General features: G+C 31.7%; 19 protein-coding genes. 8 read left to right on the top strand and 11 right to left on the bottom strand.

Annotated elements, in window-relative coordinates; translation table 11 throughout:
- Positions 1-29 precede the first annotated feature (29 nt).
- Complete coding sequence (locus tag OA93_RS14190) at positions 30-1,163, bottom strand: FecR family protein (protein WP_039114027.1); 1,134 nt, start codon at positions 1,161-1,163, stop codon at positions 30-32.
- A gap of 89 nt (positions 1,164-1,252) precedes the next feature.
- Positions 1,253-1,864 carry a sigma-70 family RNA polymerase sigma factor gene (locus OA93_RS14185; protein ID WP_039114026.1) on the bottom strand — a complete coding sequence of 204 codons (612 nt, stop codon included), beginning with the start codon at positions 1,862-1,864 and terminating at the stop codon, positions 1,253-1,255.
- 754 nt (positions 1,865-2,618) lie between these two features.
- Between OA93_RS14185 and OA93_RS14175 the strand changes: the two genes are divergently transcribed.
- A complete protein-coding gene (locus tag OA93_RS14175) occupies positions 2,619-3,488 on the top strand; it encodes a cupin-like domain-containing protein (protein WP_039114023.1) in 870 nt (289 codons plus the stop codon).
- Between the two features lie 325 nt (positions 3,489-3,813).
- Here OA93_RS14175 and OA93_RS14170 read toward each other — a convergent pair whose 3' ends face one another.
- Complete coding sequence (locus OA93_RS14170; protein ID WP_039114022.1) at positions 3,814-4,440, bottom strand: alpha-ketoglutarate-dependent dioxygenase AlkB; 627 nt, start codon at positions 4,438-4,440, stop codon at positions 3,814-3,816.
- A gap of 119 nt (positions 4,441-4,559) precedes the next feature.
- On the opposite strand from OA93_RS14170, the gene OA93_RS14165 reads away from it, so the two are divergent.
- Positions 4,560-5,321, top strand: a complete 762-nt coding sequence (locus OA93_RS14165) for a LexA family transcriptional regulator (protein ID WP_039114021.1) — start codon at positions 4,560-4,562, stop codon at positions 5,319-5,321.
- A 7-nt stretch (positions 5,322-5,328) separates the two neighbouring features.
- Here OA93_RS14165 and OA93_RS14160 read toward each other — a convergent pair whose 3' ends face one another.
- Both OA93_RS14160 and OA93_RS14155 read right to left on the bottom strand, forming a co-directional pair.
- Entirely contained in the window at positions 5,329-5,742 is a 414-nt protein-coding gene (locus tag OA93_RS14160) for a response regulator (RefSeq protein ID WP_039114019.1), read from the bottom strand.
- Between the two features lie 65 nt (positions 5,743-5,807).
- Positions 5,808-7,223 carry a HAMP domain-containing sensor histidine kinase gene (locus tag OA93_RS14155; RefSeq protein ID WP_039114018.1) on the bottom strand — a complete coding sequence of 472 codons (1,416 nt, stop codon included), beginning with the start codon at positions 7,221-7,223 and terminating at the stop codon, positions 5,808-5,810.
- A 386-nt stretch (positions 7,224-7,609) separates the two neighbouring features.
- On the opposite strand from OA93_RS14155, the gene metN reads away from it, so the two are divergent.
- From metN to metQ, 3 genes are read left to right on the top strand one after another with little or no spacing between them, the layout of a single operon-like run.
- Positions 7,610-8,641: a methionine ABC transporter ATP-binding protein MetN gene (gene metN, locus OA93_RS14150; RefSeq protein WP_039114017.1), complete on the top strand. Its 1,032-nt coding sequence runs from the start codon at positions 7,610-7,612 to the stop codon at positions 8,639-8,641.
- Positions 8,634-9,287 (top strand): methionine ABC transporter permease MetI, encoded by a 654-nt coding sequence (gene metI, locus OA93_RS14145; protein WP_039114016.1) that lies wholly within the window; start codon positions 8,634-8,636, stop codon positions 9,285-9,287. Before metN ends, metI begins: the two co-directional genes overlap by 8 nt.
- A 29-nt stretch (positions 9,288-9,316) precedes the next feature.
- Positions 9,317-10,135 carry a methionine ABC transporter substrate-binding lipoprotein MetQ gene (metQ, locus tag OA93_RS14140; protein ID WP_039114015.1) on the top strand — a complete coding sequence of 273 codons (819 nt, stop codon included), beginning with the start codon at positions 9,317-9,319 and terminating at the stop codon, positions 10,133-10,135.
- A gap of 316 nt (positions 10,136-10,451) precedes the next feature.
- Here metQ and OA93_RS14135 read toward each other — a convergent pair whose 3' ends face one another.
- Positions 10,452-11,447: an NADP-dependent oxidoreductase gene (locus OA93_RS14135; protein WP_039114014.1), complete on the bottom strand. Its 996-nt coding sequence runs from the start codon at positions 11,445-11,447 to the stop codon at positions 10,452-10,454.
- 92 nt (positions 11,448-11,539) lie between these two features.
- Here OA93_RS14135 and OA93_RS14130 point away from each other — a divergent pair, with 92 nt between their 5' ends.
- The gene (locus OA93_RS14130; protein ID WP_039114107.1) at positions 11,540-11,914 is read left to right on the top strand and encodes a helix-turn-helix domain-containing protein; all 375 of its coding nucleotides are present in this window, start codon (positions 11,540-11,542) and stop codon (positions 11,912-11,914) included.
- Here OA93_RS14130 and OA93_RS14125 read toward each other — a convergent pair.
- The 4 genes from OA93_RS14125 to OA93_RS14110 form a co-directional block, all read right to left on the bottom strand.
- Positions 11,911-12,210, bottom strand: coding sequence for a hypothetical protein (locus tag OA93_RS14125; RefSeq protein WP_039114013.1), 300 nt, complete (start codon positions 12,208-12,210; stop codon positions 11,911-11,913). The two genes, OA93_RS14130 and OA93_RS14125, sit on opposite strands and share 4 nt — an antisense overlap.
- 430 nt (positions 12,211-12,640) lie before the next feature.
- The gene (locus tag OA93_RS14120; protein WP_039114012.1) at positions 12,641-13,999 is read right to left on the bottom strand and encodes an amidohydrolase; all 1,359 of its coding nucleotides are present in this window, start codon (positions 13,997-13,999) and stop codon (positions 12,641-12,643) included.
- Between the two features lie 10 nt (positions 14,000-14,009).
- A complete protein-coding gene (locus OA93_RS14115; RefSeq protein ID WP_039114010.1) occupies positions 14,010-14,711 on the bottom strand; it encodes an ankyrin repeat domain-containing protein in 702 nt (233 codons plus the stop codon).
- 87 nt (positions 14,712-14,798) lie between these two features.
- Positions 14,799-15,671, bottom strand: coding sequence for an AraC family transcriptional regulator (locus OA93_RS14110; RefSeq protein WP_052259454.1), 873 nt, complete (start codon positions 15,669-15,671; stop codon positions 14,799-14,801).
- A gap of 397 nt (positions 15,672-16,068) precedes the next feature.
- On the opposite strand from OA93_RS14110, the gene OA93_RS14105 reads away from it, so the two are divergent.
- Together OA93_RS14105 and OA93_RS14100 are read left to right on the top strand one after the other, a co-directional pair.
- Complete coding sequence (locus tag OA93_RS14105; protein WP_039114009.1) at positions 16,069-16,653, top strand: hypothetical protein; 585 nt, start codon at positions 16,069-16,071, stop codon at positions 16,651-16,653.
- Between the two features lie 4 nt (positions 16,654-16,657).
- Positions 16,658-17,482, top strand: a complete 825-nt coding sequence (locus OA93_RS14100; protein WP_039114008.1) for a hypothetical protein — start codon at positions 16,658-16,660, stop codon at positions 17,480-17,482.
- Between the two features lie 92 nt (positions 17,483-17,574).
- Here OA93_RS14100 and OA93_RS14095 read toward each other — a convergent pair.
- Positions 17,575-18,387: OmpA family protein (locus tag OA93_RS14095; protein WP_039114007.1), on the bottom strand; the 813-nt coding region annotated here is incomplete at its 5' end.

Raw genomic sequence — 18,387 nt, 5'->3', positions numbered from 1 at the left:
TTATATATTTATTACATAAGCACTAGGGTTTATTCACATCCATTAGATGTAATAATGATCTGATTTCCATTCATTTCATAACTTGTATTATTACCGAGGCTTTTACAAATAATTTTTAGTTTCTCTGGTAATGGTTGATCACTCAACGAAGTAGTAAGATGGCAATCTTTTAATTTCGAATAAGGAAAATCAATTTTCACCAAATACGCTTGTTCTATTGTCCTAAATATTTGGGTAACAGGAATATCATTAAACTCAAAACTTAATTGTTCGATATTACCTACCGAGTGCGCCAAAGATTCATCTAGTGTGATATCGGTGATTTTATTAAAAGTAAATTCCTCACGTACAAAACGCAGCGCTTGGTTAGGTAACAAAATAACTTCTTCTCCTTTAGAGCTTGATTTTGAATTTGTAATTAATTCGTTAGACTTTACCGTTACTTTTCCTGTACGTACAAGTACCTCAACATTAGGCTGATCAGAATATGCTTTAATCCTGAAACTTGTTCCTACAACTCGGGTAACTATCTCATTGGCGAAGACGAAAAATGGTTTTTTGGGATTCTTACTAATTTCAAAAAAGCCTTCGCCAGATAGATAAACTTTTCTTTCGTTTCCTATAAATATTTTAGGATAACTAAGCTTACTGTTTGGTTTTAACAAAACAGAACTGCCATCAGATAAAGTTATAATTTGTGATTTGTTTGTATTATTTGTTTGTTCTACTAATCCTTCATTATTCTCACTTACCAATTCTTTATAAGTAACAACTTCAGTATTAATAGTACTATTTGTGTTGCTGGTATAAAACCAACTAGCAACTAATCCAAAAAACAAAACTGCTGCAGCTCCACTAAACCAATAATTCTTCCAAAGTTTAAGTACTGGAGAATTTGTAGCTTTTTCAGCAATTTCTTTTCTTTCGATTTTATTCCAAGTAGATTCTAATGCAGATTGAATATCTGCCGGAGATAAAGTAGTTTCTGGAACATTCATGGCTAGCAACCATAATCGTGCTTCTTCTACCAATTTGGCACGTTTAGGATTTTCTAGAGTCCATTCTTCCCAGCGATCAGAATCATCTTCAGATTGTACCCACAATCGAAATGATTCGTCAGCCAAAAAATCTTCTACTTCTGTATAATTGTTACGTTCTTGCATCTAAAAATAAGGTTACAAAAACATAGAGGACACTTTTTTATTTATATACTCACCAAATTATGATTTTTTTTACATTTAATTAAAAAAAACTAAAAAAGGCTTGATGATAACAGCAATAAAAGGGAAAGATTGCCTTTCCATTCTTTGCGAAGATTTAATAAAGCGCGATGCAACAAGTTATTTGCCGATTGGTAATTAACATCCAGCATGTCGGCAATTTGCTCCACACTAAGTCCCTCATTATATCTTAAATACAAAGCTTCTTTTTGCCTTCCTGGTAAAGCATTTAATAATTTATTAAGATGTGATACTTTGCCCAACGTTTCTTCATCGGCAATAAGTTGATGCTCTACCGAAAAATCAAATAAAAATTCAATGGAGTCTGTAGATGTTGTTTTACGAAAAATATGATCACGTTCATGAAGTCTGGCAATTCGCTTACGTACGCTTGATAGCAAATATGCTTTTACAACAACCGAGTCATTTAGTGATTCTCTGTAAACCCAAACATCCGTAAATACATCCTGCACGCAGTCTTGTACTTTTTCGGCAAAGGGAGACAGTGAATTCCCGTAACGAACTAAATGAGCATAATGCTTTTCAAAAAGTAATGAAAAAGCCTTTTCATCTCCCGCTTTCAGATTATTCCATAGTATGGAATCATCAAGAACATCTACTTGTGTTATTGTTTGGCTTTTCATAATTTGGTTTTGGTTAATTGGTAATTTTCAATGCGAATATGCTGACGTACAAGCCGGTCGAAATTCTCATTAAAGTTTTTTGGTTTAAGAATTTTAATGCTAACAAATAAAAACCTACAATTTATTTTTTTGATGAATTGATGTTCTACTGTATTTTTTAATTTATAAGTAGAAGTCAATTTAACAAATGATTTTATTTTTATTAACATTTCAATGAATTTCAATCTTAATAGCATTGCGTTAAATCAAGCAAATACTCTTATTTACAACACTTTACAACCTTTACTATCAGAGGACATTTTAGTAATAGGCTCTTTTTTATTAAACAAAACATCCTAAAACATAAAAGTTAATTTTAACCTTATATTTAATGTTTTATTAACAAACATAAACAATTATGAATAGAAAAATAATTTATAATCACAAATTTTTAAAGAAATGTAACAATCAAAATGAAATTGCATTTTTTTATAGAAATTTACTTTTTTTGAGCATGTAAATTAAAAATTCAATAACTTTAGGTTAACAAATAATCCACCGAAAAACTAAAAAACCTTAAGGAATATGCCTTGTTAGTAGATAACCAAATTCTATAATAATATAATTTCATCTCTCTAAACACATTAAATACTATAATCTTCTTACAGTTTATACGTTTATCTTGTTGTAAATAATACCGAATATCTCTAACTTATATAATAAAAACCAAGAATATGTGACTTTATAATTTTCGAACAATTTTAAAATTTTAATTATGGCATTTGAATATATAGAAATTGAAAGAGTAGAAAAACTTACAAAAAAAGAATTTATCGAAAACTATTATAAGCCTCAAAAGCCAGTAGTTATAACCAATCAAATAGAAGATTGGCCTGCATTTACAAAATGGAATTTTGATTTTTTAAGAGAAGTTGCAGGCGATAAGACTGTTCCTTTATACGACAATCGTAAAACCGACCATACTAAGAAAGTCAATGAACCAGATTTTACAATGACTATGTCCGAGTATATTGATATACTCGAAAAAGGACCTACACATTTACGCATATTTTTATATAATTTAATGAAAGATGTGCCTTCTATGAAAACCGATATACGATGGCCTAAATTAGGTCTTCGGTTGATAAAGAGTTTACCGCTAGTTTTTTTTGGTGGTCAGAATGCTAAAGTTTTTATGCATTATGATATTGATTTCCCTAATATATTTCATATTCATTTCCAAGGAAAAAAACAATGTGTTTTAGTAGATCCTAAAGAAACAAAATACATGTATCGTCTTCCCTATTCCTGGATTTGTAATGAAGATATCGATTTTGATAATCCTGATTATGAAAAATTTCCAGCTCTTAAATTAGTAAAACCATATATTACTAATTTGCAACATGGCGAAATGCTGTATATGCCCGAAGGTTGGTGGCATTACATGAAATATATCACTCCGGGATTCTCCTTAAGTCTGCGTTCTTTATCCGGAAGACCTACCAATGTACTAAAGGCATTGACAAATGTAGCCATTATTCGTTATTATGATAACTGGATGCGAAAACGCAAAGGACAAGCCTGGCTGGATTATAAAGACGAAGAATCTATTCGCAGAACAAATGCTTTGCTACAGGAACAATGATTTTACCATTAAGAGATTAAGAAAAATTAAGCTTTGTTCTATTACCACAAAATTGTCACCCTGACAATTTTGTGAGTTTCTTGTGGAGATTCTTCGACTCCGTCTCAGAATGACAATATTGAGGAAAAACTTTGTGATCTTTGCGTAAACCTTTGCGAACTTTGCGGTTAATTTTTGCCACGAATTTTTTACAATTAATAGATTAAGAAAAATTAAGTTTTGTTATTAATGTAACTTTATTTCTTAATGGTTCAATTTTTATTTTAAAACAGTTTTAAAACTTTGCGCTCTTTACGGTTAACTTTTTTCTTCACAGACTAAAAAATCATAACTTCCTGTCTACAATCCTAAAAGTAAGATTAATTCTTGGCAGAATATCTTTTGTAGTTTTAGGAACCTGATGTTGCCAAAAACTTTGTGTTGTTCCGCCCATCAATAAATATGAACCATGATGTAACGGAATTTCTAATTGTGGAATTTCTTTTTTAAATTTATGTCGCAACTTAAAAATTCTTGTTTCACCAAAACTTACTGAGGCAATAATAGCATCTTTTCCAAAATTTTGCTCCCTGTCGCTATGCCAACTTACTCCATCTTTTCCGTTTCGATATAAATTGAGCAGAACACTATTAAATTTAACTCCTGTCTCTGCTTCTACTCGTTCCTTAATCAACAATAATTCGGGTGTCCAATCTGGGCGATCCTGTTCTGCACCAATATTATTTTTATCCTCATACCAAGAAATCATTCTAGGCACTTTAAGCGTTTTATCATAAATCTCCATTTCATATTCACGCCATGCTGTTGTGTTGAGCAAAACATTATAATATAAATCAGCCTCTTCTTTTGTAAAAAGAGTATCACACAATATCAATTCTGTATCTGGAAGATCAAAAACCTTTTTCTCCCTATTACCACTTGTAAATATCTCGGTATCATTAAAAAGTAACATGCTTCTTGAATTAAGTGAAATGAACTAATAATTAGTCTCTTTGTTTTTATATAAAACAAAATTAGTATATATCGTCACAAATTTCATATATTTACTGTGACGAATTATCCCATTAACATATGTCTTTATTTTCTGATAATATTAAATACCTTAGAGCCCGAAAAGAAATTTCACAACGTGAAGTTGCCGAAGGCTTGCTCATATCCCGTGATCGTTATGCCAAATATGAAGATGGAAAAAACTCTCCTCCTCCAGAAATATTAGTAGCCATATCGCGCTTTTTTCATATTAGTATCGATATTTTACTTTCGGTAGAAATGAAAAAGATTCCTATGGGAGAATTGCTAAAACTGGGAGATAATCGGATACTATTACCTATTACGGTAGACCGAAATGGCGATAATTTAATAGAAATTATTCCGCATAAAGCAAAAGCTGGGTATCTTACTGGTTATGCCGACCCTGAGTTTATAGAAAATCTACAACATATATCGCTTCCGTTTTTAGGACACGGAAAACACAGGGCTTTTCCTGTAGAGGGCGATTCTATGCCGCCTCACGAAAATGGTTCTTTTATAGTTGGACGTTATATAGAAAATTTAGGCGAAGTCCTGGATGGCAGAACCTATATACTTATTACAAAAACTGATGGTATTGTTTACAAACGTCTTAACAAAAATGGAAAGAATGATTTAATGGCACATTCTGATAATACTTTTTATCCTCCATATTTAGTAAAGGCATCAAATATTCTAGAAATTTGGGAATATGTATGCAACATTGGTCGAAATGATAAAGAGCAAAAATCTTCAGAAATCGACGATGTCAAAACAATGTTTTTGGAATTAAAAAACGAAATTCAAGCATTAAAGAATAGATGATTTTATGCTATCCCATTTTTCTTTTTAAAGTTGGATATAATATATCTCCAAACTCTTTTATCGCGATTGGCTTGCTTAAAAATTCAGTTACATACTGATTGCTTTTAATACGTTTTATCTCTTCTCTTACTAACGAAGATGAAAGTACGAAGATTTGGGTTTCATATTTTAGATCATCCGAAAGCTTATCGTAAGCCAGCAAAAATTCAAAGCCGTTCATGATTGGCATCTGTATGTCTAAAAGAATAACTAGAGATTGGTTAAAATTCTTCCTATGATTTATAATCCATTCTATTCCCTCTTTACCATTATTAACAGTATTTACATTTGTTACGTCAAGCACTTTTTTTAGTAATTGTTTTATAACAAGTTTATCGATATCACTATCTTCTATTAGCAAAAAAACATATTTAAATTCCATATATAGATCCTATTTTTTTTTAGAAATATGTTATCAAGTTTATAATTTTAAATCATACGCAGCTCCTACAATTTAGGAATCGTTACAGTAAATTTACTTCCAATTGTAAATTCAGACTCTAACTCAATTGTTCCATTAAGGCTTTTTATAGCTTCTTGTGCTATATAAAGACCTAACCCAGACCCTTTATTACTATCTACAACATAAAACATTTCGAATATATGCCCCTTTGATTCTGGTTTAATCCCAATTCCGTTATCAGTTACTTCAATTTTATAAAAATTCCCTTCAAGATAAGTCTTAATCGAGATACGCATTACATCTTTACTTTCATCAGCATACTTTATGGCATTCGACAGCAAATTATTTACAATGATTTTTAGCCTAAGACTATCACTCTGAACTTTGTCTGCCATAATATCTATATCAAGCATAATACGATCTGCATTTTTTATATGCGTATGCTGTATTATTGCTCCTTCAAATAAACTTACCAGACTTACGGTTTCTAAAACAACATCTTTTCTTTTATTTTTAGAGTAATCAATAATATCATTTATAAACTGATCTTGCTTAATTAAGCTTTGACTCATCAGGTTCAGATATTCTCTTATCTGCTCTAAGTCGTCTTCCATTTGTGTAATCTCGATTAATCCTTTAAGCGAAGTAATCGGAGATCTTAAATCATGTGAAGCACTATAAACAAATCTATCTAGTTCTTTATTTGCAAGCGTTAAATTTTCATTCTTAACTTCAATTTCTCTTTTTGATGCTATTATCCTTTTTACCATTATCGAATAGTAAATGCAAACACTACTTATAATGATTAGAATAAAAAATATATTCGTAAAAATTAATCGATCCTTAATTGTTCGTGTTCCCTCACCTAAGGTATTCGAAAAATTACGCTCATTTATGGTTAACCTATCACTTATTATACTAATTAAGCTTAGAAAAGCTTTTTGATCCTCAGGCTTTAAACTAGAACTCTTTATTTTTTTATCAATCTCTTTACCTATCTCAGCTATCTGATTAATTAATTGATCGGCTTGCTCCCATTCTTTGATTGCTTTGGCTAAAAAAGAAACTGATCTAAAGTTTCTAAACAGCCATATCATATCATCTAAATCCTTTTCGTGATTGCGTCCGTCTCTTAATCCTTTTTTAATGATTTTAATATCTCCATTAACTAAAAGTAAGATTCTGGCAATCCCATCACCTTGCGGAACCTTTAATTCTTCTTCGTAAAGCTTCCATTGCTCTTTATCTCCTGTGTACAAATACGTAATAAGGTGTCTTACTGCGTCTTTCTGTCCTTTTGAATAATGTGATTCCCCATTAACATAAGCTCTGTTAGCAGATAAAATCTTGATGGTGAAAAAGTTAATAAAAATTAATAATGTACATGATAAAAATACTATAAGTAAAAGAATGTAGACATTAGGAAGTTTTAGGTTTTCTATAATTTTGTTATTCGGCATATTTTAAATAAATCATTTAGAGGCGACATTTAATACCAAGCAATTTTAAATCAATCTAAAATTAAGCATTTATTATACAATTCTAACAAAAATAAAAATCTTAAATAACATATTTAACAAGTCTTATTTTATGTATAATACTAATTTAACTATTATAGTGAAAAAAATGCATGCTGTAAATCAAGCTATAAAGTGCAATTAGCCCTAAAAATTAACATTTTATTGTTATTCTACTTAACCCATAGATTTTAATATAAACTAAATCTGACTTACATTTGCACCATAATTTAAAGGTCACAAATAAATAAGAAGAGCTAAATCATTTTTAATTCTCTAATAATTAAGTGCTTCCTTTACATTATTTAATGATTACAAATAGCTAGAATATGATAGAATTAAAAAATATAACCAAGAAATTTTACAAAACCGGGAGGGAGATTACTGCACTAAAAGGTGTATCTCTGCATGTACCCGAAGGTAAAATTTTTGGTGTAATTGGTACTTCGGGAGCGGGAAAAAGTACACTTATACGTTGTATTAACTTATTAGAAAAACCAACTTCAGGAGATGTAATCGTTGGAGGGAAATCGTTATTACAACTATCTAATGCCGAATTGGCTCAGGAAAGAAGACAAATCGGAATGATTTTTCAGCATTTTAATTTACTATCATCCAGAACTGTTTTTGATAATGTTGCTTTTCCACTGGAATTAGCCGGGGTTTCTAAAAATCAAATTAAAGACAGAGTAAAAGAATTATTAGAGCTTGTAGGTCTTGAAGAAAAAATAAATGATTATCCAGCAAGTCTTTCTGGTGGTCAAAAACAACGTGTTGCCATTGCAAGAACTTTAGCAAACAATCCTAAAGTATTACTATGTGATGAAGCTACAAGTGCACTGGATCCTGGAACTACAAGATCTATTTTAAACTTATTAAAAGACATTAACAAACGCTTAAATATTACCATATTACTTATTACACACCAAATGGAAGTTGTAAAAGCAATTTGCGATGAAGTTGCTGTAATTAGTAATGGTGAATTAATTGAGCAAGGAACAATTGGCGAAATATTTGCAAATCCTAAGCATGCTCTAACAAGCGAATTTATTGCCTCTTCGTTACATATTGATATTCCAGATTTATATCAGGAACGTCTTTCGGCAGTGTATAAAAAAGGACTGAATCCTTTATTGCGTTTGGAGTTAAACGGTAAATCGGTAAATGAACCTATTCTTACTCAAGCAGCAAGAAAGTTTAATGTTAATGCTAATATTATAACGGCTCAAACTGCATTTGCTGGCGATGTAAATTTTGGAATTCTTATCGTAGAACTTTCAGGTGATGAAAGTGAGCAAAACCAAGCAATTAATTTTTTTAAAGAGAAACATATTAAAACTGAAATATTAGGCTATGTCTGAATCTATTATAACATTATTATTAAAAGGCACATTAGAAACCATTACCATGACTTTGCTTTCTGGTTTCTTCGGTTTTCTTTTAGGTCTTCCGGCAGGTATATTTTTATTCCTAACACGCAAAGGGCAAATTATGGAGCATGTTTTATTTAACCGAATTTTATCGGTTGTTGTAAACATATTCAGATCAATTCCTTTCATTATTTTAATCGTTTGGATGATTCCTTTTACCAGAGCATTGGTAGGAACTTCTATCGGAGTAAGTGCTGCATTGGTACCGCTTAGTATTGGAGCTGCACCTTTTATTGCAAGATTAGTCGAAAACAGTCTTTTAGGCTTACCTTCGGGATTAATAGAAGCTGCGAGAGCATTAGGCGCAACTCCTTTTCAGATTGTTTATAAAGTATTATTGCCAGAAGCGCTTCCGTCGATTATCAATGCTGCTTCGATTACCTTAATTACACTTGTAGGTTATTCTGCAATGGGCGGTGCTGTAGGTGCTGGTGGTTTAGGACAAATTGGGTATCAATATGGTTATATCGGTTATGATGCTACAATCATGAATACTGTATTAGTTCTTCTTGTTGCGCTTGTATTTATCATACAATTTGCAGGAGATGCACTTTCTAAACGCTTTGATCACAGATAAAAAAATAATTTTAATATTAAAATAAGAACATGAATACAAGAAATAAATTTTCAATACTAGCCGGAATAGCATTACTTACATTAGTATTTGCAAACTGTGGAAAAGAGAAAAAAAACGATCCTAATCATATCATAGTTGGAGTTGCTGCAGGACCAGAATTTGCAGTTGCTCAAGCTGCTCAAAAAGTGGCAAAAGAAAAATACGGACTGGATGTAGAGCTTATTACATTTAACGATTATGTGGTTCCGAACGAAGCATTAAATCAAGGTGATATTGATGTAAACGCTTTTCAGCACAAGCCTTATCTTGACGAACAATCTAAACAAAGAGGTTATAAACTAGCTATTATCGGGAAGACCTTTGTTTATCCTATTGCTGGATATTCTAAAAAAATAAAAACTCTAGCCGAATTACAGCCAGAAAGCACTATTATAATTCCTAATGATCCAACTAATGGTGGTCGTTCGTTATTATTATTGCAAAAAAATGGTCTTATAAAACTTAAAGATGGTGTTGGGCTTTTGCCAAAGGTGACTGATATTGCAGAAAACCCTAAGAACCTAAAAATAATGGAACTAGAAGCACCACAAATAGCCAGAGCGCTAGATGATGCTAATGTAACTATTGCGATTATCAACAATACATTCTCTTCTCAAGCTGGCCTTGTACCATCAAAAGATGCTTTATTTGTAGAAGATAAAGATTCTCCTTACGTAAACTTAATCGTTTCCAGAGAGGATAATAAAAACGAAGAAAAAGTTAAAAAATTTCTTAAAGCATTCCAATCTGAAGAAGTTGAAAAAGCTGCTGAAAAAGAATTTAAAGGTGGCGCTGTTAAGGGCTGGTAGGTTTTAGTATTAAGTCGCAGTATTAAGTACCAGTACTCAGTTACAGTTACAGTTACAGTTACAGTTACAGTTACAGTTACAGTTACAGTTACAGTTACAGTTACAGTTACAGTTACAGTTACAGTTACAGTTACAGTTACAGTTACAGCAAAAGGCAGATATTTAAAAATATCTGCCTTTTGCTTTTTTTTAATACTCCTAAAAACTGCCACTAAAAACTGCCACTAAAAACTGGTACTAAATACTGCCACTGGTACTAAAAACTGGTTACTAAAAACTGAAAACTAGTACTAAATACTGCGACTGAAAACTGGTACTAAATACTCACTTGCATGATTAATTTCTTGCCTTTTGTTTTATTCAAGCGAAGAATTTCGTGTGCTTTGGTTACAGTTTCAATATTTAACTCACCGATAATTTCAATATTTGGCGGGGTTACCGATTTCTCTTTTATTAATCGAACTAGCTCTGACAATCCGTTTTTATAATACCCATACTCTTTTTCTACAGAATAGGTGTAATTAGAAATATTCATGATTATAGCTCCTTTATTAAATAGCGTTTCTCTGGATTCTTCGGTAGAAAGTGCAGTGACATCCAGAAACGTTCCATTTGATTTTAAAAGCTTGGCTGCAATTTCTCCTATTTTATTTCCGACTAAATCCACTACAAAATCAAACTTTTGCTGGTTATTTTTTGCTAAAGAAAAAGTTGCTACATCATCTGTTTTATAATTAATAATTTGACTCTCCTTTACTCCTATTTCTTTTAATGATTGAATGCTTTCTTCATTTCCGGCTGTAACAATAAAGTTTGTGAATTTATTTGCTAAGAGAATTTTCACCAGCATTGCACCAACTCCTCCTGCTGCACCAGTTATTAAAACCGAATCGGAATTTTGTAATTTCATTCGGTTAAAAGATTGCAAGGCTGTTAATCCTGCCGAAGGAATTCCTGCTGCTTGCGCAAAAGATAAAAAGTTAGGTTTATGTACCACAACAGATTCTCTAATAGCGATATATTCAGCATAAGTTCCATTTGACCCCATACTTCCTGAACCTGAAAATACAGCATCGCCGACTTTAAAATCTTTGACATTTTCTCCAACCTCAACTACAATACCCGAAAGTTCTCGTCCTAAAATTGGAGAATGCATTAGTTTTCTTTCCAGTTCATTTTCTAACATCTGATAATCGATTGGATTAAATCCCGAAGCGATAATCTTTATCAATACTTCGCCTTCTTTTATTGTTGGCGTATTGACATTTTCTAAATGTAATTTGCCTTCTTTATCTGCTATAATTGCTTTCATATTTATAGATTTAAAACACAAAAATATTCTGAATATCATTTATATTTACTATCCGTTAACTAATGGTTACTAGTTACCTTAAAGAAACTATTATGGCAAAAATTAAAAGAGATGGTGTTTTGCGTGAAGCAAATTGTACAGAGGAACTACTTGCAATGCGAGATAGTCTGGACGTTTTGGGTGGAAAATGGAAACTGATGATTTTAAGATTCTTAACGAACAGAACGCATCAAGTTATTCATTTTAAAAAAATGCAACGCGAAATCGAAGGAATCTCTGCTAAAATGTTGAGTAAAGAACTCAAAGACTTAGAGGTTAATTTGCTTATTACAAGAGTGGTTCAGAATACTAGACCAATTACTGTTGCTTACTCAGTTACTGAATACGGAAAATCAGTTTTGCCCGTTACCGAAACCTTGGTACAATGGGGATTAAACCATCGCGAAAAAATTATTGAATCGATTTAATTAGTTAAGTCCAACGTTTTAATAACTACAATAATCAGAATTCCCATTAATGCCATTCCGAATAAATAATCGGCTATTGTTTCTAATTTTCTCTCTAATTTTTCTTTTAATGTCTTAATGGATAAAAAGGAAAAGAAGCAGGAAAAAATAAGAAATATAGCTATGATCGATGTGAATTCGTCTATATAAGTCGTTTCTGATTTATTTGTGATATGCAAAGACGTTATAACAATAAGACAAAAACCCAAAAGATTTGCCGATGTGTTTAATATGTGTTGTGAGGTTTTATTAGCCATATCGTAATCATTTTAATTACAAAATTATAAAGCTACATTTTTATTATGAAGAAGGAGTAATTGTTAATTGATAATTATTCGTTGTTGGTTGATAGTTGTTGGTTGTTGGTTGATAGTTGATAATTGTTATCAATCTTTGTCAGGCTGAGCGGAGTCGAAGCCTTATGCGCCCTTCGACTTCGCTCAGGGTGACATGCGGTTAGTTTATGGTGTAACATCTTTACTTCTTAACTCACAAGAAACTCAACAAAGATTGTCGAGCTACTCGTGAAGATTGCTTCGCCAGTTCGCTATCGCTCGTGTCTTCCTTCGTCAGGAAGACAAGTTTGGGGGTTAGTTTATGTGTAAACCTATATTGCGTAGACGCACTGCGGTGCTTCTCTACAGAAAAGCCTTTGAACCTCTGAACCTCAGAACCTTTGAACCTCCTCTAACCCATCTCCCCCGCTATCATTTTTCCATTAAAAAACACGCCTTCTCTTTTTGGCAAACGGGCAACTGCTTCGGCTGAACAACTTGCTTTTACCAGAATAAAATTAGCATCATTTCCTACTGCTGGCCATACTCTGGTTCCTGCGTCGTTAAGAGGTAATATCTCGTTTGTAGTGGCAATATGTAAGGCCCGACTTAAGCTATATTCATCTGTCCAACCATATAGTTGTGCACATAATTTTGCTTTTTCGAGCATATCACAAGTCCCAAAAGGCATCCAGTGATCTACGATACTATCAGTTCCTGTCATTAATTTTACACCGTATTTTTTTAAAGTCGGAATTGGCATAATTGTTCTTCCAATAGGAATTGTCGAAACTACTCCTATACCAAGTGCTCCCATTTGTTCAGCTACTTTTTCCAGATCTTTGGGTTCCATTTTTGCAAGAGCAAAACCATGGCTTATATATGTTTTTCCTTGTAGTTGTTTATTTTCTTCGGTTCTTTTAATAATATACTCTATAGCGGCTTGCCCTGACGGAAGTCCTTCGTGCAAATGGATATCTATGCCTTTATTGGTATCTATTGCAATTTGAAACATGGTATCCAGCGATTTTTCCATATTACCATCTACACTTGTTGGATCTAATCCACCGATGAAGTCTACTCCCATTGCAGCAGCTTCTCGCAATAATGGTTCTGATTGTGAGTATAAAATTCCGTGTTGCGGAAAAGCAACAATTTCCCACCCAAAACTGTCTTTGTTATTATCTAATGCTGCAAGCAAATGTTCTAAACTTTTAAGTCCGCTAACAGGATCAATATTGCATTGACAACGGGCAAAATAACTCCCTTGGCTTTGCATTAGCTTTATTGCTTCTTCTGCTTTATGCTGAGAATCTGTAAGCAATTGCGGTATTATCTTTTGCTCCAGCGTTATCATATCTTTTACGGTATATCCTTTTCTTGGCGCAGCATTCCAGTTTCCTCCGTAATAGGTTTTATCAATATGAATGTGCATATCACGTAATCCCGGAAGCATCAGAAGTCCTTTGGCATCGACCGTTTTTAATTTTGTAACTGGTTTGCCTGTAGTAATATTTTTTATTTTACCATCGCCAATATGCAAATTATATAAACCCGTTTTGGTGGCTACTACTTCGTTTTTATCATTATATTCAAAGCCTTCTTCTAGTCTTACATTAACTAAAATATATTCTTTTAAATCCTTATTTTTTTTATCCTCAGCTTCTGTTTGTGTCATTGCTGTAGCACCAATTCCAGAAAACAATGCAGCTCCTGTTGCAGCGGCTCCAAGTCCTAAGAATTTTTTTCGGCTTATTATATTCTCTTCCATAAATTATATTTTATTTTGCTCCGGCTTGTTGTAGTATTTTAATCATTTCTGTATAGCCTAATTTCTTAGCATGTCCTAATGGTGTTACGCCGTACTTATCGCCAATATTTACATTACAGCCACCATCTATTAAAGCTTTTACGATACTTACATGCACTGCCCCGCCATCGCTAAGCAAAACTGCTTCTAACAATGCTGTCCATTTTAAATTATTAATATGGTCTATAGGAAAGTTTGGTGTATTTACTAAAAGTTTTACCACCTCCAGATGTCCTTTTTCTGCTGCTGGAATAAGTGCTGAACCTCCATAACGGTTATATACTCTGAAATTTACGCCGTGTTGTAAAGCTAGTTTTACTACTTCAAGATTTCCTTCTGCACCAGCGTATAAAAACGGACTATTTAGCATATCATCTTGTGCATTTACATCGGCACCTGCTTCAATTAATAATCTTGCTATTTCGTTATTATTGTCATAAACAGCTCTCATTAAAGGGGTTTCTCCGTCTTTGTTTTTTATTTCTAATGAGAGTTTCTCTTTTAAAAGTGTAGTTACACTAACAACATCTCTGGTTTCGACTGCTTCAAAAAGTGTTTTACTATTCATTTTTTCTGTTTTTATATCTGCTTGTTTAGAAGAACATCCGGCTAATAGCAGGATATTCAAAACCAAACAGTATAGCAAATTGCGTCTGTTTTGTATTTTTTCCATGTTTTTTTAAATCATAATTGCTTCTGCAAACAATAATTATTTATCATTTACAAAAATCGTTTAGAATTTTAAACAGCAATGGTATTTTTAATGAGAAGGATGGTAAAGATTATAACTTTCTTTAAAATCGCCTGGTGTTTTCCCAGCATATTTCTTAAATACTTTACTAAAATAGCCATTATCATTAAAGCCTAATTGATACGCTATTTCTTTTATAGATAAGTCGGTACTTGTAAGCAATCGTTTGGCTTCGAGAATTGTTCGCTCTTTTATTACATCACTAGCCGACGTTTTTAAAAACTTTTGAGAAAGTATATTAAGATAGTTTGGTGTAATGTTGAGTTTATTGGCATAAAAATTTACTGAGGTTTCTGTTTGGAAATTTTTATCTATTAGTGTGTTGAAGTTTTTTATTACTTTTTCTGGTCTTGCCGAAAAACTATATTCTGGAAATTGTTTGAGATAGTCTTTTTGCAATAGCTTAAATAATAAATGCAATCGAAGTAAAACTGTTTCTTTTGTAAGCAAATCATTTTGAGGTAATGCAATTTCTATTTCATGCAAATGCTTTTTAAATTCTTGAAATTCTTCTTGAGTTAAAGAAAGGCAAGATGGAACGCTTTGCTCAAAAAATGGAAGTTGTGATAAATTTGAAAAAATAGTTATTATCTCTGATGATACCATAAGTTGGAATCCTGTTGTATTTACATTAAGCGACCAATTATGTACTTGCCCTGGTCGTATAAAATATACCTGATTATCGGCTACTGTATGTTGTGTAAAATCTATGCTATGAAATCCTGAACCTTTCTCTACAAAGAACACCATATAAAAATCATGTTTATGTGGTTGCTCAAATGCATTACGCCCTTTTACACTATGCTGAAATAGTGTAATACCCAAAGTTTCTTCGCCAAGTATATTGCCTACTGATAAAGTGGGAATAGGAAATTTGTTCAAGTGTATGGTATATTAGTTATGTATTTTCAAAAATATATAAATAAAGTTATAAAGCCCCACTATCAGTGCTCTTTTCTGAGATTAGCTATTTTGCCGTTATTAATTATGAGTACTTACTACTTTTAATCTATTATCCAAAAACTTGAGCAAATAATTATATATACATCAAAGAACTCTATTTTTTTTTATCTAATTCGTATAAATATCTATGAATCAACAAACTACATGTAAATATCACAAGAAACATGTCAAAATAAATAAAAAAAACAACTACATTTGATTCACTACCACACTGATACTTAACTATTTAAAATAGTATCATCCTCTAAAAACATTTTCTTCAAAATTTCCCCCATCTATTTTAGGAATAAAATCTAACCATTTAATAACTACTACAATGAAAGAAACATTATTAAAAAATTTAGAAAAAACAAGAGGTAATGATATTTTCCCCTCCTTAGAATTAAAAGAAGAAATTGTCAATGCTTTTTTTCCAGAAAGCACTTCTTCTCTTACCCAAAATTTATCTAATGTAACTGGTGCTTTTTATGGCTTGTTATTAAAAGATATTGGAGAAACTTATGGTTATGATAAAATGGACAACCATTCGAAAAGATTATTCTATGAATTAGGAAAATTAAAAACAATACAGACATTTGGTGTACATCCCAAATTAGAGAAAGATACGAGAGCATTTGCTGCTGTAGTAATTTATGCGCTATACAACTCTAGTCCTGAGTATAACTTTAAAATAATAAAATACACTCCTAATAACACTATTATTGAACTAACGGGAGTTGATCGGTATTTAAGAATATTGACTGAATTAGGTATAGAAAAACATATAACTATTCCAACTCTTTTACCATTTGTAGAAGGGATTAAAGAGATTGTAAATATCAATTGTGAAATAGAATATACTTTTGAAATAACCGATCAAAATTTCAACATTAAATCTGTGTATAACATCAAACAATTGTAATATCATGATACTTAAGCCCCAAAAAAACATAGCTGAATTAATAGGCGAAACGCCTCCTTATTTGTTTGAAAATGCAGATAAAATTATATTCAACCAAAGTGATACTGAAATTCCACTTTACAAATCATTTCAATCTTTTGACAAGGAAAATTTCACCGATCTTCTTAAAATCCTCTCCACATTGGGAAGTCTAAATTTAGCCAATAAATTGAATTCAAATGAGAAGAATTATTTTCTTGGTGAAAAAGTAAGGATAAGAAAAATTTCCTATAACCAGCCATCGGGATCATTAAGTGCCAAAATAACATCTCAATTAGAAAACATTCAAAAAGGAAGGGCTTTAATAGAAGTTGTAGATGAAAAGACTAAAATATTTCAAATGGAAATTGATTATTTCATCATAGATGAACCATCATTTAAGAAAATATTTGATTCTCATTATTCTGCAGGAGAGAACAATCCTCTTACGACCGTATTACCTAATTCTTCTTTTGAATATGTGAGTGATGATGAGTTTAATATAAATATTGACGTTTTTACCCGAAATCACTGTTCTGGACATTTTAATAATTATGAAATTGTTCCTGCTGTATTTATGGGTAAATGTATCCTGAAAAACATTTTTAAAACACATCCCGATAGTAATACGGAAATAGATAATATGGAAATATTTTTAAACAAAGCGATGCCTGTAAACACAGCATTTAAAGTGAATATAAAAACGCAAAATTTGTCAAAGAGTTTAAAAAAATATAAATGTACTGTAAGTGATTCCAATAACGAATATGGGCATTATTTTATTACATTAAAAAATTTATTTTTAAACTAAAATAAAGAAAAGAGGTTTAGCTTTAATCAAAGCTAAACCTCTTTATGGCTAAATAAATTCATTTTTTGACAATCTTTTATTCAACATCAATATTACTTATTATTAAAATTTATTATAAACTCGGAGCGTCTGTTTAGTTGATGCTCTTTGTCTGTGCATTTTACTCCATCGCTACATTTATTAATTAATTGACTTTCTCCATATCCTTTACCAGTTACTCTACTTGGTCTGGCTCCTTTGTTTAGGAGATAATCTACTGTTGCTTTGGCTCTTCTTTCGGATAATTTAAGGTTATACTCATTATCTCCTCGACTATCCGTATGCGATCTAATATCAACTGTTATTGTTGGATAATCTTTTAGAACTTGTACAATCTTATTCAACTCTTTTTCGGAAACAGGTTTGATTCTTGTATCATCAAAATCAAAATAAATTGGTTTTAATCCTAGCTTTTTTGTTAGATCTGATCCGTCTGTAATCGATTTGTTATCTTCGGTTGTAAGCTCACTCGCATTAGGATCTGTATCAAGATATTTATTGATTTCAATCATTTGATTTTCATTCTTTTGAACAATCTTCAAATCTTCTTTTCCTTGCAGATATCCTACCTTATCATACGTTAGGTGATAATCTCCCGGAGGAACTTTTATAAGATATTCTCCTGCATTATCGGTATAATAATCATCTATCTTTTTTTGATTGGAATCAAACAATGAGATTTTAGTTTTTGGTAATAATTCGCTATATTTTTTATCATATACTTTTCCAAAAACAAGAACATCATACTTTATTTTTAAAGGTTCTAGCTCTACAAAACTATAAATTTGGTCATCGCCTGTTCTATTAGAAGCAAAATATCCTTTGCGTGTTTGCGGATTAATTATAAGTCCAAAATCATCTCCGGG

This window comes from Flavobacterium sp. KMS (genome assembly GCF_000813005.1).
Classification (GTDB): Bacteria; Bacteroidota; Bacteroidia; order Flavobacteriales; family Flavobacteriaceae; genus Flavobacterium.
This window is presented reverse-complemented; position numbering and strand designations above follow the sequence as displayed.

Excerpts from the sequence above, each read along its gene's own strand:
- metI (WP_039114016.1), top strand. The coding sequence starts at position 8,634 with ATGTCTGAATCTATTATAACATTATTATTAAAAGGCACATTAGAAACC.
- OA93_RS14165 (WP_039114021.1), top strand. The coding sequence starts at position 4,560 with ATGTCTTTATTTTCTGATAATATTAAATACCTTAGAGCCCGAAAAGAA.
- OA93_RS14175 (WP_039114023.1), top strand. The coding sequence starts at position 2,619 with ATGGCATTTGAATATATAGAAATTGAAAGAGTAGAAAAACTTACAAAA.
- OA93_RS14125 (WP_039114013.1), bottom strand. The coding sequence starts at position 12,210 with ATGGCTAATAAAACCTCACAACACATATTAAACACATCGGCAAATCTT.
- OA93_RS14190 (WP_039114027.1), bottom strand. The coding sequence starts at position 1,163 with ATGCAAGAACGTAACAATTATACAGAAGTAGAAGATTTTTTGGCTGAC.
- OA93_RS14160 (WP_039114019.1), bottom strand. The coding sequence starts at position 5,742 with ATGGAATTTAAATATGTTTTTTTGCTAATAGAAGATAGTGATATCGAT.
- OA93_RS14155 (WP_039114018.1), bottom strand. The coding sequence starts at position 7,223 with ATGCCGAATAACAAAATTATAGAAAACCTAAAACTTCCTAATGTCTAC.
- OA93_RS14100 (WP_039114008.1), top strand. The coding sequence starts at position 16,658 with ATGATACTTAAGCCCCAAAAAAACATAGCTGAATTAATAGGCGAAACG.
- OA93_RS14130 (WP_039114107.1), top strand. The coding sequence starts at position 11,540 with ATGGCAAAAATTAAAAGAGATGGTGTTTTGCGTGAAGCAAATTGTACA.
- metN (WP_039114017.1), top strand. The coding sequence starts at position 7,610 with ATGATAGAATTAAAAAATATAACCAAGAAATTTTACAAAACCGGGAGG.
- OA93_RS14120 (WP_039114012.1), bottom strand. The coding sequence starts at position 13,999 with ATGGAAGAGAATATAATAAGCCGAAAAAAATTCTTAGGACTTGGAGCC.
- OA93_RS14135 (WP_039114014.1), bottom strand. The coding sequence starts at position 11,447 with ATGAAAGCAATTATAGCAGATAAAGAAGGCAAATTACATTTAGAAAAT.
- OA93_RS14170 (WP_039114022.1), bottom strand. The coding sequence starts at position 4,440 with ATGTTACTTTTTAATGATACCGAGATATTTACAAGTGGTAATAGGGAG.
- OA93_RS14185 (WP_039114026.1), bottom strand. The coding sequence starts at position 1,864 with ATGAAAAGCCAAACAATAACACAAGTAGATGTTCTTGATGATTCCATA.
- OA93_RS14115 (WP_039114010.1), bottom strand. The coding sequence starts at position 14,711 with ATGGAAAAAATACAAAACAGACGCAATTTGCTATACTGTTTGGTTTTG.
- OA93_RS14105 (WP_039114009.1), top strand. The coding sequence starts at position 16,069 with ATGAAAGAAACATTATTAAAAAATTTAGAAAAAACAAGAGGTAATGAT.
- metQ (WP_039114015.1), top strand. The coding sequence starts at position 9,317 with ATGAATACAAGAAATAAATTTTCAATACTAGCCGGAATAGCATTACTT.